The sequence below is a fragment of the Bradyrhizobium sp. 482_C4_N1_8 genome (assembly GCF_052075965.1).
Classification (GTDB): Bacteria; Pseudomonadota; Alphaproteobacteria; order Rhizobiales; family Xanthobacteraceae; genus Bradyrhizobium; species Bradyrhizobium barranii.
In genome coordinates this window covers 1,236,073-1,250,900 of record NZ_CP197231.1, presented here as the reverse complement: position 1 = coordinate 1,250,900, position 14,828 = coordinate 1,236,073, and the positions used below count along the sequence as shown (strand labels likewise).

Genomic DNA, 14,828 nt, shown 5'->3' with positions numbered 1-14,828 from the left:
CGCGGGCATAACTCGGGGCGAAACGCTCTCAAGTCAACGGAACCGGATTTTCTTGTTCGTAGCCGGACAGCTCGACTGTGCTACGAAGTCTTCATCGTGTGGATGCCGCATTCTGTCTTGGCTCGGCCGCGCCAGCGACCGGCGCGTGCATCCTCGCCCTCGGCCGTTCTGCTGGTGCAAGGCATACACCCAACCGACAGGAAACCGGACTCCACCAACGGATGACGCGGCAATTTGGCGCGGACGAAGATGGCTTCGAGTTCCTCGCGCGAGACATTGGCAAAGGGGTTGAACTTCAACCGCGCGCCATCATCCTCGACCACCGGAATGTCGGTGCGCGCATTGCCCTGAAAGCGCTTGCGGCCATTGAGCCACGCATCGAACGGCTTCAGTGCACGCGCCAGCGGCTCGACCTTGCGGATGCGGCAGCAGGCGTCTGGATCGGAGAACCAGAGGTCGCGGTCGGGATCTTCGCGCGACAGCGTCTCCTCGACAGGCTTGATCGAGCGGACGTCCTTCAAGCCGAGTTCCGCGATCAGCGTGTCGCGATAGGCCAGCGTCTCCTCGAACAGCCAGCCGGTGTCGAGGAAGATCACGGGGATCGCCGGATCGACGTCGGCCATGACCTTCAGCAGCGTCGCCGATTCCGTGCCGAAGGACGACACCAGCGCAAGCTTCTCGCGCCCAACCGCCTTCAACGCCGCGGCAATGACTTCCGCAGGCGAGGCATCGCGCAACGCGCGATCGAGCTCCTCCGCCGAGGGCAGCGCGGACGCGGACACCGAAGCGACCTGGGGCGCGATTGCGTTCACGTGCCGACACCTTCGGAGTGACGCAGCTGCATCCGCCGGTGCAGCGCGGTGATGCGGCCGTCGCCGGTCGGCTGATAGAACACCGAATAGCGCTTCGCGGTCTGCATGAAGGCTTCCGCGTCGGCCTGCTTCTTGACCTCGAAGGAATCGAAGCCGGCACGCAGCATGAACACGAACTGATCGCGCAGCACCTGGCCGGTGGCACGCAAATCGCCGCGATAATTATAGCGCTCGCGCAGCAGGCGCGCCTGGCTGTAGGCGCGGCCATCGCGGAAGCTCGGGAACACCAATGCGACGACGGCGATCTTGCCGAGATAGGGCACGAGCTCGGCGATATCGCGATTGTTCGGCCAGATCACGCCGACCTTGCCGCCGCGCTTGAGCAGCGCGTCCGCATCGCTGAGGAAGCGCTCGGCCGGCACCAGGATGTCGCCGCCCTCGGGCAGCGGCGTGTCGACGGCAAGCTTGACGAAGCTGTCGTCGGCGATTTTTCCGCCGTTAACGAGTGGCATAGACGCGCTCCTTGAAGGGTTCGACGCCGAGGCGCTTCACCGTGTCGACGAACAGCTCCTCGGGCCGCTCGCGCAGCGCCAGATAGGCTTCCACGATGTCCTCGACGACGTCAGCGACCTCGTCAAACTTGACGCCGGGGCCGATCAGATTGCCAAGCGCGGCGCTCTCGTCGGCACGGCCGCCGATGGTGATCTGGTAGACCTCCTCGCCGTTCTTCTCGACACCGAGAATGCCGATATGACCGACATGATGATGGCCGCAGGCATTGATGCAGCCGGAGATGTTGATATGCAGCCGCCCGATCAGATTGGCGAGCTCATGGTTGGCAAAGCGCCGCGTCAGCTCCTGCGCGATCGGGATCGAGCGCGCATTGGCCAACGAGCAATAGTCGAGCCCCGGGCAGGCGATGATGTCGGTGATCAGGTTGACGTTCGGCGTCGCCAGCCCAAGCTTGTCGAGCGCCTTCCACAGCGCCGGCAGGTCGCGCTTGGCAACATGCGGCAGCGCCAAATTCTGCTCATGACCGACGCGGATCTCGCCGAAGGAATATTTGTCGGCGAGATCGGCCAGCGCATTTATCTGCTCGGCCGTGGCATCGCCCGGAGGCGCGCCGATCGGCTTCAGCGAGATCGTGACGATGGAGTAGCCCGGGTTCTTGTGCGCGGCGACCGAGTTCTTGCGCCACGCCTCGAAATCGGGATCGGCCGCTGCCTGGCGCAGCTCGTCCGGCATGTGCGGCAGCTTCTCGTAAGCCGGATAGATGAAGCGCGAGCGGATGTCCTCGATCACCTCGTCGTCGATCTGAAGCGAGGAGTTGCGGATATGCTGCCACTCCTCCTCGACCTCGCGGGAGAACTTCTCGATGCCGAGCTCGTGCACCAGGATCTTGATGCGCGCCTTGTAGATATTGTCGCGGCGGCCGTACTGGTTGTAGACGCGCAGGATCGCCTCGATATAGCTCAGGAGATCGCGGCCGTGGACGAAGTGCTTGATGGTCTTGCCGATGAACGGCGTGCGGCCGAGACCGCCGCCGACCAGCACCTCGAAGCCGGTTTCGCCCTTCTCGTTCTTGATCAGCCGCAGGCCGATGTCGTGGACCTTGATCGCAGCGCGGTCGTGATCCGAAGCGGTGATCGCGATCTTGAACTTGCGCGGCAGGAACGAGAACTCCGGATGCAGCGTAGTGTGCTGGCGGATCAGCTCCGACCAGATGCGGGGATCCTCGATCTCGCCCGGCGCGACGCCGGCCCACTGATCCGAGGTGACGTTGCGCATGTTGTTGCCGGAGGTCTGCATCGCGTGGATGCCGACCTCGGCGAGATCGGCCAGCGCATCCGGCAGGTCCGAAAGCTTGATCCAGTTGAACTGGATGTTCTGGCGCGTGGTGAAATGGCCGTAGCCGCGGTCATATTTGCGCGCGACATGGGCAAGCTGCCGCAACTGGTTCGACGCCAGCGTTCCGTAGGGAATCGCGACGCGGAACATGTAGGCGTGCAGTTGCAGATAGACGCCGTTCTGCAAGCGCAGCATCTTGAATTCGTCCTCGGTCAACTCGCCCGAGAGACGGCGTTGCACCTGGTCGCGGAATTCCGAGACGCGCTCGTTGACCAGCGTGCGATCGATTTCGTCGTAAGCGTACATGATTAAAGTGCCTTACAGCCCGACCTGCGATTAAACCGGCAAGTCGATGGTCACGCCATCGCGGCGGATCTGCTCGCGCAGATTTCCGGGCACGATCTTGCCGTCCTCGCCGATCTGGACCGGAGCGATATAGGGACCAATCGCGCCGACGTCATCGGCCACGGCCTCGGCGAGCAACGCTTTCGCCTCATCGGAGTTTCGCACGATCGCGGCGTCTGCGAGGTCAGCCGACCAGCCCTTGGCAGCGGTGCGGTAGACGACGACGCCATCCCAGGTACGGTTAGCGGTCACGACGGAGGAATCGCTGATTTTAAGTTTCTTTTGCAAGGGAGAGGTCATTCGGCAGCATCCAGGAGGTCAGAGATGATTTGTTTGGGTGTTTCGCGGCGAAGCGAGCCGGCATGCCGGACCACGTCGCCGATGATGAGGATGGCGGGACCGCCATGGGTCCGCCGCACGAGCTCGGGCAGGTCGCGCAGCGTGCCGATCGCGCCTTGTGCATCCGGCCGCGTGACGCGGGAGAATACGCCGACCGGCGTCTCCGGCGAACGGCCGGCCGCGAACAAGCCTTCGCGGATCGCCGGGGCCGCGGTCATGCCCATGTAGACCACGACGGTCATTTTGGTGTCGGTCAGCGTCGACCAGTCCACGTTCTCGGCATCGCGCGCCTTGTGCGCGGTGAGGAAGGTGATGCGGGTCGCCTCATGACGATAGGTGAGTGGCACCTCGAAATCGGAGGCGCCGCCGAGCCCTGCCGTGATGCCGGGAATGATCGAATAGGCGACGCCGGCCGCGCGCAGCGCTTCGACCTCTTCGCCGCCGCGGCCGAACACCAAGGGGTCGCCGCCCTTCAGCCGCACCACGCGCTGGCCGGATTGCGCGGCCTCGATCATGCGCTTGTTGATGGCGTCCTGGCCGATGCCGGGCTTGCCGACGCGCCGGCCGACCGGAACGCGCGTGGTGTCGCGGCGGATGCGGTCGAGAATTTCGCCCGAGACCAGTTCGTCATGAAAGACGATGTCGGCATCCTGGAGCGCGCGCAGCGCCTTGATGGTGAGAAGATCAGGATCGCCGGGCCCGGCGCCGACCAGCGCGACCGAGCCTTCCGGCTTGTCGGCACGCGCGAATGCGGACGGATCGGAGATCGCCCTGATCGCGGCGTCGGCCTCGCCCTTGCGGCCCGCGAGCACAGACGCGCCGATCGGACCGTCGATGACGCGCTCCCAGAAGCGGCGGCGCAGCGGAAACTCGGCGATGCGCTCGTTGATGGATTTGCGGAAGCCGCCGATGAACTCGGCAAGCTCGCCGATGCGGGCCGGCAGCAGCGCCTCGATCTTCTCGCGCACGCGCCGCGCCACCACCGGCGAGGTGCCGCCGGTGCCGACCGCGACTACGACATCGCCGCGATCGACGATCGCCGGGAAGATGAAGCTGGAATGTTCGAGATCGTCCATGACGTTGACGGGCAGGCCGAGCGCCTTGGCGCGGACCGACATGGCAACGCCGACATCGCCCGCGCCGGCGCAAACGATGGCAATGACGCCCGAGAGATCGGCGGTGAGCGGATCGCCAGTCGCGATTTCAATCCGCGCCGCGTCTTCGGAGCTGAGGCTCAGGTCCTGATTGCCGTCGATCGCATGCACGCGGATGCGCGCACCGGCAGCGGCGAGCACGCGCAGCTTAGCGCGCAAAAGCTCACCCGCGCCGATGAGGACCACCGGACCGGCCTTGAGATCGAGGAACACCGGCAAGAACCGCATGCGATACTCGCTTCCCCCACATCCGGGGTTGACTGGAATTATTTTCTATATATGTGTCGTTTCGAGCGCGCAAAGAGAAAATTTTTTCTTCTCTTCTGCACCGCAACTATAGAAAATTCGCCTCCAAACGCAAAGTGGCAGAGATGCATCTTCTCAGGACCGATTCCGGTGCAGATGGACGGGACTTCCGGGCTCCCGTTTCCGAGCAAATTCCCGTCGGGCTGACCGCCCCCAGCATGGACCATTTGGACCAGCTTGAGGCGCAGAGCATCTACATTTTCCGCGAGGCCTTCGGCCGCCTGAAGAAGATCGCCCTGCTGTGGTCGCTCGGCAAGGACTCCAACGTCATGATCTGGCTGGCGCGCAAGGCGTTCTTCGGCCGGCTGCCGTTCCCGGCCCTCCACGTCGATACCGGCAAGAAGTTTCCGGAGATGTATCGCTTCCGCGATCACTACGGGAAAGAGTGGGAGCTCGACCTGCGCGTCGAACCCTGCCCGCCGATCGATGCCGTCGACCCAACGCTGCCGCCGGCGGCCCGTTCCGCTGCGCGCAAGACCGAAGGTCTGAAGATGGCGCTCGCCAAATTCGGCTTTGACGGCCTGATCGCCGGCATCCGCCGCGACGAAGAGGCGACGCGCGCCAAGGAGCGCGTGTTCTCGCCGCGCGGGCTCGAAGGCAATTGGGACGTGCGCGATCAGCCGCCGGAGTTCTGGGACCATTTCAACGCCTCGCCGCCGCAAGGCGCGCATTTGCGCATCCATCCGATCCTGCATTGGACCGAGGCCGACATCTGGGCCTACACCAAGCGCGAGAACATTCCGATCATCCCGCTGTATCTCGCCAAGGACGGCAAGCGCTATCGCTCGCTGGGCGATCAGGACATCACCAATCCGGTCGCGTCGACCGCGTCGACCATCGACGAGATCCTGGTCGAGCTCGAGCAGACCAAGGTGCCGGAGCGCGCCGGCCGTGCGCTCGACCACGAGACCGAGGACGCCTTCGAGCGTCTGCGCGTCGCCGGCTATCTCTGATTCAAGGACGCAACGCGGCTATGAACATGATCGTCACCCCCGCTTCGCCCGCCACTCCGAACGGCACCACGCGTCCGCAGGTCCGTATCGTGATCGTCGGCCATGTCGACCACGGCAAGTCGACGCTGGTCGGGCGCCTGCTGCACGAGACCGGCAGCCTGCCCGACGGCAAGCTCGAGATGCTGAAAGCCGTCAGCGCGCGGCGCGGCATGCCGTTCGAATGGTCGTTCCTGCTCGACGCGCTCCAGACCGAGCGCGATCAGGGTATCACCATCGACACCACGCAGATCCGCTTCCGCACCAATTCGCGCGACATCGTGCTGATCGACGCGCCCGGCCATGCCGAATTCCTGCGCAACATGATCACCGGTGCGTCGCAGGCGGACGGCGCGGTGCTGATCATCGACGCGCTCGAAGGCGTGCGTGACCAGACCCGGCGGCACGGCTATCTGCTGCACCTGCTCGGCGTGAAGCAGGTCGCGATCGTCGTCAACAAGATGGACCGCGTCGATTTCAGCGCCGAGCGCTTCAAAGAAATCAGCGACGAGATTTCGGCGCATCTCAACGGCCTCGGCGTGACGCCGACGGCGGTGATCCCGATCTCGGCCCGCGATGGCGACGGCGTCGCGGAGCGCACCGACCGCATCGGCTGGTACAAGGGTCCGACCGTGGTCGAGGCGCTGGACCAGCTCGAGCCGGCGCGTCCGCTGGAAGCCCTCGCCCTGCGCCTGCCGGTGCAGGCGATCTACAAGTTCGACGACCGCCGCATCGTGGCGGGCCGCATCGAATCCGGCAGTCTCATTGCCGGCGACGAGATCGTGATCATGCCGGCCGGCAAGATCGCCAGGATCAAGACGGTCGAAAGCTGGCCGGTAACGCCGGTCGCCGGACGGCAGGGCGCGGGGCGCTCGGTCGGCATCACGCTCGACCGCGAATTGTTCATCGAGCGCGGCGACATCGTCGCGCATGTCGGCTCCGCACCGCGCGAGACGCGCCGTCTGCGCGCGCGCATCTTCTGGCTGCACGACAAGCCGCTCGCCAAGGGCGACCAGCTGCTGGTCCGCTGCGGCCCGAAGGAAAGCCGCGCCACCGTCGTCGCCATCGAGAAGGCGGTCGATCCCGGCGAGCTGTCGAGCGTCGAGAACAAGGCGATCGGCCGCAACCATGTCGGCGAGATCGACATTTCTCTTTCGAGCCCAATTGCCGCCGATCCCTACACCGAGAATCCGCGCACCGGCCGTCTCGTGATCGAAGTCTCGGGGCGCATCGCCGGCGGTGGTCTCGTGCTGTCGGTCGATGCCGGCCAGCGCGCCGTGCCGGTCGACATCGTGCCGGTGGAATCGGCGCTGCGGCCCGACGAACGCTCCGCGCGCTACCGCCACAACGGCGCCGTGGTCTGGCTCACCGGCCTGCCGGCGTCCGGCAAGTCGACGCTGGCGAAGGCGCTGGAACGTCGGCTGTTCACCAATGGCGGCTCGCCGATCCTGCTCGACGGCGACACGCTGCGCGCCGGGCTCAACAACGATCTCGGATTCTCCGCCGCCGACCGCAGCGAGAACATCCGCCGCCTCGCCGAAGTCGCGACCCATCTCGCCCGCAACGGCCACATCGCGATCGTCGCCGCCGTCTCGCCGGCACGCGAGGACCGCGCCACCGCGCGCCGCATCGCCGACACCGCGTTCCGCGAGATCCATGTCGCGACGCCGGCAGAGGTCTGCGAGGATCGCGATCCCAAGGGCCATTACAAGAAGGCCCGCGCCGGCGCGCTGGCGTCGTTCACCGGCATCGGCAACGACTACGAGCGACCCGAGGCTGCCGAGCTCGTGATCGACACGTCGGCCCGCACGGTTGCCGACGCCGCGGACGAGATCGAACGGATGCTGAAGACCACCGGCGTGCTGTTCGACGAGCTCGTGGACCTCGCCGCGAATATTTGAGCGCGCGCTCTCCACGAGAGACGCCGCGCTCTGTCCCCACGCTCTACTGCGTTCCCTCCCCCCTTGCGGGGAAGGGCTAGGGAGAGGGGTCCACACGGGGACTCTCTCCATCAGCGCGAGCACTCCGCTCCGTCGAATTCAGGCACACCTTTTCCTGGGCTACCCCTCTCCCCCGCCCTCCCCCGCAAGGGGGGAGGGAGCGCATCTGTGCGCGTGGCGCTAAGCCGGGCTGAAGCGTTTGTAAAACGAGCCAGACCCACACCTCGCCTTGACATTTTGACAACTTTTGGAGGCCTTCTCACGGCCCCGATTTTGGGGCTAATAGGCCCTGAAAGCTGCCCCTTATGGGCGCATTTTGCTGCTGGCGGGTCAAAAGCAGCCAAAAAACAGCCATTTCCAACAAGAAAGCCCATCATGAAACGCGTCGACGCCCACGGATTGAAGATCGCTCCCGTCCTGTTTGACTTCATCGCCAAGGAAGCGGCCCCGAAAACGGGGATCGCGCCGGATGCGTTCTGGGCCGGGGTCGCCGCCATCATCAAGGATCTGGGGCCGAAGAACCGCGCGCTGCTGGCGGTGCGCGACACGCTGCAGGCCAAGATCGACGACTGGCACCGCGCCAACAAGGGCAAGGCGTTCGACCTCGATGCCTATACCGCGTTCCTGAAGGAGATCGGCTATCTCGTCCCGGAGCCGGCGACGCAGAAGGTCGAGACCGCCAATGTCGATGAAGAAATCGGCAAGATCTGCGGCCCGCAGCTCGTCGTGCCTCTCACCAACGCACGCTATGCGCTGAACGCGGCGAACGCGCGCTGGGGCTCGCTCTATGACGCCTTCTACGGCACCGACGCGATCCCGCACGACGCTGCCGAGAGCGGCAAAGGTTACAACAAGGCGCGCGGCGACAAGGTGATCGCCAAGGCCAAGGCGTTCCTCGATGCCGCCGTGCCGCTGGCGACCGGCAGCCACACCGACGTCACCGCCTATAGCGTCGTCGCGGGCCAGCTCGCGGTGAAGCTGAAGAGCGGCAATGCCACCGCGCTGAAGAACGCCGCGCAATTCGCGGGCTTCCAGGGTGATGCCGCCGCGCCGTCCGCGGTGCTGCTCGCCAACAACGGCCTGCACGTCGAGGTCAAGATCGACCGCAGCAGCGTGATCGGCAAGGACGATCCCGCCGGCGTCGCCGATATGATCATGGAGTCCGCGGTCTCGACCATCCTCGACATGGAAGACTCGGTCGCCGCGGTCGATGCCGAGGACAAGGTGCTGGTCTATCGCAACACGCTTGGCCTGATGAACGGCACGCTCTCGGCCGATTTCGAGAAGGGCGGCAAGACGCTGACCCGTTCGCTCAACAGTGACCGCAGCTACAAGACGCCGGACGGCAAGGGCGAAGTGAAGCTGCATGGCCGCAGCCTGCTGCTGATGCGCAATTGCGGTCACCACATGTTCACCGACGCGGTGCTGGACGAGAAGGACGAGGAAATTCCGGAAGGCCTGCTCGACGCCGCCGTCTCGGGGCTTCTTGCGATTCACGACATCAAGGGCAACTCCAAGGTCAAGAACAGCCGCACCGGATCTGCCTATATCGTCAAGCCGAAGATGCACGGCCCGGATGAGGTGTCGCTGACCTGCGAGATTTTTGACCGCGTCGAGAAGATGCTGTCGCTGCCCGAGAACACGCTCAAGGTCGGCATCATGGACGAGGAGCGGCGCACCACCGTCAACCTCAAGGCCTGCATCCAACGCGCCTCCAAGCGCATCATGTTCATCAACACCGGCTTCCTCGACCGCACCGGCGACGAGATCCACACCTCGATGGAAGCGGGTCCGATGATCCGCAAGAACGAGATGAAGGCGCAGGCCTGGATCAAGGCCTATGAGGACTGGAACGTCGACATGGGCCTGATCGACGGCCTGCCCGGCCATGCCCAGATCGGCAAGGGCATGTGGGCCGCGCCCGACAAGATGGCGGACATGCTGCAACAGAAGCTGGCGCATCCGCAGGCCGGCGCCACCACCGCCTGGGTGCCCTCGCCGACGGCGGCAACGCTGCACGCCCTGCACTATCACCAGGTCAACGTCACCGCGCGTCAGCAGGAGCTGACCAAGGGCGGTCCGCGCGCGAAGCTGTCCGACATCCTCACCATTCCGGTGTCGAAGTCGAACTGGGCGCCCGACGACGTCAAGCAGGAGATCGACAACAACTGCCAGGGCATCCTCGGCTATGTCGTGCGCTGGATCGACCAGGGCGTCGGCTGCTCCAAGGTGCCTGATATCCACGATGTCGGCCTGATGGAAGACCGCGCCACCTTGCGCATCTCCAGCCAGCATCTCGCCAACTGGCTGCATCAGGGCGTGATCACCGAGGCGCAGGTGATGGAATCGCTCAAGCGCATGGCCGTCGTGGTCGACAAGCAGAACGCCGGCGATGCGATCTACAAGCCGATGGCGCCCGCCTTCGACGGTGTCGCGTTCAAGGCGGCCTGCGACCTGATCTTCAAGGGGCGCGAGCAGCCGAACGGCTACACCGAGTACATCCTCACCGCCCGCCGCCGCGAGGCCAAGGCTGCGGGCTAGAGCCCGGTCATTCAAACACCAAAGCCCCGGCTCGCGCCGGGGCTTTTTTGTTTTCGGGCCGTAGCCCGGATGGAGCGAAGCGCAATCCGGGACCGGCGTTGCTTGGGGCAGGCCCCCGGATTTCGCTGCGCTCCATCCGGGCTACACGCCCTACCCCGCTAAAACACCGTCAGATATTTCAGCAGCGACACGACGCCGATGATGATGACGACCACACGCGCGATTTGCTTGGCGCGACCGTCCATGGGCAGCATGTTGATGAGATAGAGCACGAGAATGACGACGAGAAAGGTGACGAGTACGCCGACCAGCATCGCAAGGACCCCCCTTCAGGCAAATTGCTACGGTGTTCTAACGCCTATCTCCAGCGCAGGTTCCATCACGGCAACCCACTGCAACTTCTAGTAAATACGTACTTCTACGATCAGCCGGCCTGCCTAAAACTTTACCCTTTTCGTTTCAGATGCAGAAACCGTTTGGGTGATGCGCCGCAAACGGCATGCGATTGCCGATCTGCCTGCCCCTCCGTTTTGATGTTGCCGGGGCGTCTCGACGAACTTTGCAATGGGAATTTTAGGAGGCTTCGATGCTGAATCGTCTGACCGTGTCCGCGCTGCTGAAGGCGGTGATCGCCATCACCTCGGTCTGCGTGGTGATTGCGCTCTCGCTCACCGCCTACGCCTCCTGGGACCGCCTCAAGACCGCTAACCGCATCTCGCAGATCGCCGACGCCTCCGCCGATCTGTTCAAGGCGATGCACAATCTGCGCACCGACCGCTCGACCACGTCCCGGCTGCTGAACGCGACCGAGCCGATGGACTCCGAGATCGAGAGATATCTGCGCGCGCTGCGCGATGCCCAGATGCCGGCGATGGCCCGCGCGCTCGAGCTGCTGCCGAGCATCGACTTCCCGCAATCGGGCGCGCTGGTGCCTGAGCTCGCGCGGCTCTACAAGCTGCTGGGCGAAGAGCAGAAGCAGTTCTGGGAGGATGTTGCCAAACCGAAGGACCAGCGCCGCGCCGGCCTGACCAAGGAATACATGGAGACGACGCAGGGGCTGCTCGACGTGCTCGACAAGCTCTCGGGCGTCCTCGCCGCCACCGTCAACCACCAGGATGCCGTGATCGACCAGCTGCTGTCGATCAAGCAGAGCGCCTGGCTGCTCCGCAACACCGCGGGCGAGGCCTCACTGATCGTCTCGACCGGACTTGCGGCCGGCAAGATCTCGCCGGAGGGCCGCTACAACTATACCCAATTTGTCGGCGGTACGGCCGCGATGTGGAAAGCGCTGGAATTGTCGACCTCGGGCATGCAATTGCCGCCCGCGCTCGCCTCGGCCATGACCACGGCCAAGACCGCTTATTTCGAGCCGCAATATCTCACCCTGCGCGACCGTCTCGCGGACACCCTGGTCAAGGGTGAGAAGGCCGAGCTGACGGCCAACCAGTGGAGCCCGCTCACGGTCGGCCGTATGGCCAGTGCGGTCGCGGTGGCCGAAGCCGCGCTCGACGCCGCCCGGAGCTACACGCAGGAGCAGCGCAGTACCGCACAGCGCGCGCTGATCGTGCAGCTTGCACTCCTGGCGCTCGCCATCGGCCTCGCCGTCGGCGCGGTCATGCTGGTCAGCCGCCGCGTCATCCATCCCCTCAACACCATCCGCGACGCCATGCTCAAGGTCGCCGGCGGCGACCTCGCCGTCGACAGCGGCTATCTCGACCGCCAGGACGAGATCGGCGCGCTTGCCGGCGCGCTGGAAACCTTCAAGCAGCAGGCGACCGAGAAGCTCAAGATCGAGGCGCAGGAGCGCGAGCGCAATGTCGGCGCGGCCGCGCGCCAGCGCGCCGTCGAGACCTATGTCGGCGAGTTCGAGGGCGCGGTGCGCAAGACGCTCGGCGAACTGAGCGAGGCGTCCGGCGAGATGCGCAAGACCTCGGGTGATCTCTCCGCGGTGTCGCGCCAGACCAACGACCGCGTCCAGGTCGCCGGCAAGGCCTCCAACGACGCCTCCATGAGCGTCGACAGCGTCGCCGCCGCCGCCGAGGAGCTCTCCGCCTCGATCAACGACATCAGCCAGCAGGCGGCGCACGCCGCGGGCATTGCCAGCCGCGCCGTCAACCAGGCCCGCGAGACCGACGGCACGGTGCAAGGGCTGGCGCAGTCCGCAGGACGCATCGGCGAGGTCGTCGGCCTGATCAACACCATCGCGGCGCAGACCAATCTGCTCGCGCTCAACGCGACGATCGAGGCCGCACGTGCGGGCGAAGCCGGGCGCGGTTTCGCGGTCGTGGCCTCCGAGGTGAAATCGCTGGCGAGCCAGACCGCCAAAGCCACCGAGGAAATCTCCGGGCAGATCGCCGACATCCAGAGGGTGGCGAGCGACGCCATCAACGCGATCCAGACCATCGGTGGCATCATCGGCGAAGTGAACGAGGTCGCCACCGCGATCGCCGCCGCCGTACAGGAGCAGGGCGCGGCGACCCAGGAGATCACGCGCAGCACGCAATTTGCGGCGCAGGGCACCAGGAACGTGTCGGACAACATCACCGGCGTGAAGGCCGACGCGGATGCTGCCGCCGGTGCGGCGGACAACGTCAAGCAGGCCTCGGAAACGCTGGAAACCCAGAGCCGCCAGCTCGGCCAGCAGGTCAGCGACTTCCTGGGGAAAATCCGCGCGGCGTAGGACTGCGGATTGGATAGAAAGCTGCCGCTACACCTTCAGTGTCGTCCCGGCGAACGCCGGGACCCATAACCACAGGGAGAAGTTGTCGCGCGAGCTGCTAACCACGTGCCTTCGTCAAACCGCTTCCTGTAGTTATGGATCCCGGATCTGCGCTCCGCTTGTCCGGGACGACAGTGGAGATCGAGGCGCTAGCGCCGCAACCCACTTGAGGCCGCACCGCCCCTACTCCTTCGCGACCACCGGCACCTGGCGGAACCTGGCGCGCACCGACTCCGGCAGCGGCGAAAAATTCATCGCGACGCCACGGCGGTCGTTGGCGTTGCGGTTGGCGACCACCAGGCCATCGCTGCCCGCGACGATGTCACCCTTGCGCAAGGTCGGATCGTCCTCGACCTTGACCTGGGCAAGTCCGACCGGATCCTTGCCGTTGCACGTGCAGCCCGCGACGATCTCGTTGCGGAAGCGGAACGCGTTGGGCAGGTCGGAATAGGATTTTCCCTTGTCCGTCGTGGCGTCGTCGATGTTGCTGCCATAGACCAGCGAGGTTTCGGACGTCGGGCAGAAGCTCTTGCAGGATTTCGCCTTGCTTTCGGCGTCGTTTCCTTGCGCCGGGAAGTAGCGGCCATCGCAACCGCGCACGCAATAGGCGATGCCGCCGCCATAAGAGGCCCGCTGGCGCGGCGTGTCGTAGCGCGGCATGTCATCGGTCGGGAACGGCATGCGGATCTCCGGCGCGGAGCGCGCGCGGAAGCCGCCGAACAGCGCCGAGAAGAAGTCTTCCGCATGCGCCGACGGCGTCAACGCGAGGCCGAGCGAGGCGACGGCGAAGCACGCCGCCGCGCCACCGGCCAGTTTGCCGATCGAACGTCTCTTCATATGACCTCGCTCAACTCTCAGTTCACTGCCGACGTCGTGATGTTCAGCGCCTGCCGTCCCGAAGGCAGCGTCGTCACCGGCGGGCGCTTGCGTACGGGGTCGCCGCCCTTGTCGTATCCCTTGGCCATCAGCGGCGCGTTCTTCGGCAGCACCACCACCTTGGCGCCGACATTGACGCGGCTGAACAGGTCCGTGACGTCCTCGTTGGTCATGCGAATGCAACCGGAGGACACGAACTTGCCGATCGTGGTGGGATCGTTCGTGCCATGGATGCGGTATTCGCTCGAGCCGAGATACATCGCGCGAGCGCCGAGCGGATTGCCGGGACCGCCGGCGACGAAGCGCGGCAGATAAGGCTGACGCGCGATCATCTCGGCCGGCGGATGCCAGTCCGGCCACTCGGCCTTGCGACTGACGCTCTGCACGCCGGCCCAGGTGAAACCTTGTCGGCCGACGCCGACGCCGTAACGGATCGCGCGGCCATTGCCGAGCACGTAATAGAGGTAAGTGTTGCCGGTATCGATGACGATGGTCCCGGCCGGCTCGTTCCGGTCGAAGCTGACGATCTGCTTGCGCAGCCGGTCGGGCAGCGCGGCATCCTCGTCGGCGGCCTGCGGCGCCGCGTTGACATAACCCCGCGAATAGCTCGGGTCCTGCGGATATCCCTGCGGCTGCATCGGCGCGTAGCCGAGCGTCTGGGCCTGTGCCGCGAAGGGCACGGTCAGCAATGCTGTCGCGAAGGCAATGGCGGTGGTGGCGCGCAGCGAGAAGCGGCGACGGACTGGAGAGAACCTTGTCATGTGCTGCCCCATTGGATGTGCATCAGGTGATGCGGCTCCCAACAAACGCAGCTGGACCGACTCAAGTTCCACCGCTCGCTGCGGCGGCGAGGTCACAGTCAAGCGAGCAAAACTTCACGAAACCGCGATGGAACCGGAACGTCCGCCCGGACGTTCTACTGCCAACAATGGGCGCGCGGAGGCTTCCGTGCGGGAGGA

General features: G+C 65.2%; 12 protein-coding genes. 4 read left to right on the top strand and 8 right to left on the bottom strand.

Annotation, left to right across the window (positions count from 1 at the left end; all coding sequences use genetic code 11):
- Positions 1–80: 80 nt before the first annotated feature.
- From AB7Z56_RS05835 to cysG, 5 genes are read right to left on the bottom strand one after another with little or no spacing between them, the layout of a single operon-like run.
- Positions 81–812 (bottom strand): phosphoadenylyl-sulfate reductase, encoded by a 732-nt coding sequence (locus AB7Z56_RS05835; protein ID WP_063980995.1) that lies wholly within the window; start codon positions 810–812, stop codon positions 81–83.
- Positions 809–1,324 (bottom strand): DUF934 domain-containing protein, encoded by a 516-nt coding sequence (locus AB7Z56_RS05830; RefSeq protein ID WP_063980994.1) that lies wholly within the window; start codon positions 1,322–1,324, stop codon positions 809–811. Before AB7Z56_RS05830 ends, AB7Z56_RS05835 begins: the two co-directional genes overlap by 4 nt.
- Complete coding sequence (locus AB7Z56_RS05825) at positions 1,311–2,966, bottom strand: nitrite/sulfite reductase (protein WP_441256173.1); 1,656 nt, start codon at positions 2,964–2,966, stop codon at positions 1,311–1,313. The genes AB7Z56_RS05830 and AB7Z56_RS05825 overlap by 14 nt, the downstream gene beginning before the upstream one ends.
- A 30-nt stretch (positions 2,967–2,996) precedes the next feature.
- On the bottom strand, positions 2,997–3,305 hold the full coding sequence (locus tag AB7Z56_RS05820; RefSeq protein WP_071916679.1) for a DUF2849 domain-containing protein: 309 nt from the start codon (positions 3,303–3,305) through the stop codon (positions 2,997–2,999).
- On the bottom strand, positions 3,302–4,726 hold the full coding sequence (gene cysG, locus AB7Z56_RS05815) for a siroheme synthase CysG (protein ID WP_063980991.1): 1,425 nt from the start codon (positions 4,724–4,726) through the stop codon (positions 3,302–3,304). The genes AB7Z56_RS05820 and cysG overlap by 4 nt, the downstream gene beginning before the upstream one ends.
- 236 nt (positions 4,727–4,962) lie before the next feature.
- Here cysG and cysD point away from each other — a divergent pair, with 236 nt between their 5' ends.
- The 3 genes from cysD to AB7Z56_RS05800 all read left to right on the top strand — a co-directional run bounded on the left by cysD (position 4,963) and on the right by AB7Z56_RS05800 (position 10,274).
- Positions 4,963–5,757 (top strand): sulfate adenylyltransferase subunit CysD, encoded by a 795-nt coding sequence (gene cysD / locus AB7Z56_RS05810; protein ID WP_063980990.1) that lies wholly within the window; start codon positions 4,963–4,965, stop codon positions 5,755–5,757.
- A gap of 20 nt (positions 5,758–5,777) precedes the next feature.
- Entirely contained in the window at positions 5,778–7,694 is a 1,917-nt protein-coding gene (gene cysC / locus AB7Z56_RS05805; protein ID WP_063980989.1) for an adenylyl-sulfate kinase, read from the top strand.
- Between the two features lie 414 nt (positions 7,695–8,108).
- Positions 8,109–10,274 carry a malate synthase G gene (locus AB7Z56_RS05800; RefSeq protein WP_063980988.1) on the top strand — a complete coding sequence of 722 codons (2,166 nt, stop codon included), beginning with the start codon at positions 8,109–8,111 and terminating at the stop codon, positions 10,272–10,274.
- 158 nt (positions 10,275–10,432) lie between these two features.
- On the opposite strand, the gene AB7Z56_RS05795 is transcribed toward AB7Z56_RS05800, so the two are convergent.
- A complete protein-coding gene (locus tag AB7Z56_RS05795; protein WP_011084288.1) occupies positions 10,433–10,588 on the bottom strand; it encodes a Thivi_2564 family membrane protein in 156 nt (51 codons plus the stop codon).
- Positions 10,589–10,860: 272 nt separating this feature from the next.
- Between AB7Z56_RS05795 and AB7Z56_RS05790 the strand changes: the two genes are divergently transcribed.
- A complete protein-coding gene (locus AB7Z56_RS05790; RefSeq protein ID WP_063980987.1) occupies positions 10,861–12,954 on the top strand; it encodes a methyl-accepting chemotaxis protein in 2,094 nt (697 codons plus the stop codon).
- Positions 12,955–13,176: 222 nt separating this feature from the next.
- Here the strand turns inward: AB7Z56_RS05790 and AB7Z56_RS05785 are convergent, their stop codons facing one another.
- Positions 13,177–13,830: a DUF2865 domain-containing protein gene (locus AB7Z56_RS05785; protein WP_063980986.1), complete on the bottom strand. Its 654-nt coding sequence runs from the start codon at positions 13,828–13,830 to the stop codon at positions 13,177–13,179.
- 17 nt (positions 13,831–13,847) lie between these two features.
- The gene (locus tag AB7Z56_RS05780) at positions 13,848–14,630 is read right to left on the bottom strand and encodes a L,D-transpeptidase (protein ID WP_063986079.1); all 783 of its coding nucleotides are present in this window, start codon (positions 14,628–14,630) and stop codon (positions 13,848–13,850) included.
- Positions 14,631–14,828 lie beyond the last annotated feature (198 nt).

Excerpts from the sequence above, each read along its gene's own strand:
- cysC (WP_063980989.1), top strand. The coding sequence starts at position 5,778 with ATGAACATGATCGTCACCCCCGCTTCGCCCGCCACTCCGAACGGCACC.
- cysG (WP_063980991.1), bottom strand. The coding sequence starts at position 4,726 with ATGCGGTTCTTGCCGGTGTTCCTCGATCTCAAGGCCGGTCCGGTGGTC.
- cysD (WP_063980990.1), top strand. The coding sequence starts at position 4,963 with ATGGACCATTTGGACCAGCTTGAGGCGCAGAGCATCTACATTTTCCGC.
- AB7Z56_RS05785 (WP_063980986.1), bottom strand. The coding sequence starts at position 13,830 with ATGAAGAGACGTTCGATCGGCAAACTGGCCGGTGGCGCGGCGGCGTGC.
- AB7Z56_RS05800 (WP_063980988.1), top strand. The coding sequence starts at position 8,109 with ATGAAACGCGTCGACGCCCACGGATTGAAGATCGCTCCCGTCCTGTTT.
- AB7Z56_RS05780 (WP_063986079.1), bottom strand. The coding sequence starts at position 14,630 with ATGACAAGGTTCTCTCCAGTCCGTCGCCGCTTCTCGCTGCGCGCCACC.
- AB7Z56_RS05825 (WP_441256173.1), bottom strand. The coding sequence starts at position 2,966 with ATGTACGCTTACGACGAAATCGATCGCACGCTGGTCAACGAGCGCGTC.
- AB7Z56_RS05820 (WP_071916679.1), bottom strand. The coding sequence starts at position 3,305 with ATGACCTCTCCCTTGCAAAAGAAACTTAAAATCAGCGATTCCTCCGTC.
- AB7Z56_RS05790 (WP_063980987.1), top strand. The coding sequence starts at position 10,861 with ATGCTGAATCGTCTGACCGTGTCCGCGCTGCTGAAGGCGGTGATCGCC.
- AB7Z56_RS05830 (WP_063980994.1), bottom strand. The coding sequence starts at position 1,324 with ATGCCACTCGTTAACGGCGGAAAAATCGCCGACGACAGCTTCGTCAAG.
- AB7Z56_RS05795 (WP_011084288.1), bottom strand. The coding sequence starts at position 10,588 with ATGCTGGTCGGCGTACTCGTCACCTTTCTCGTCGTCATTCTCGTGCTC.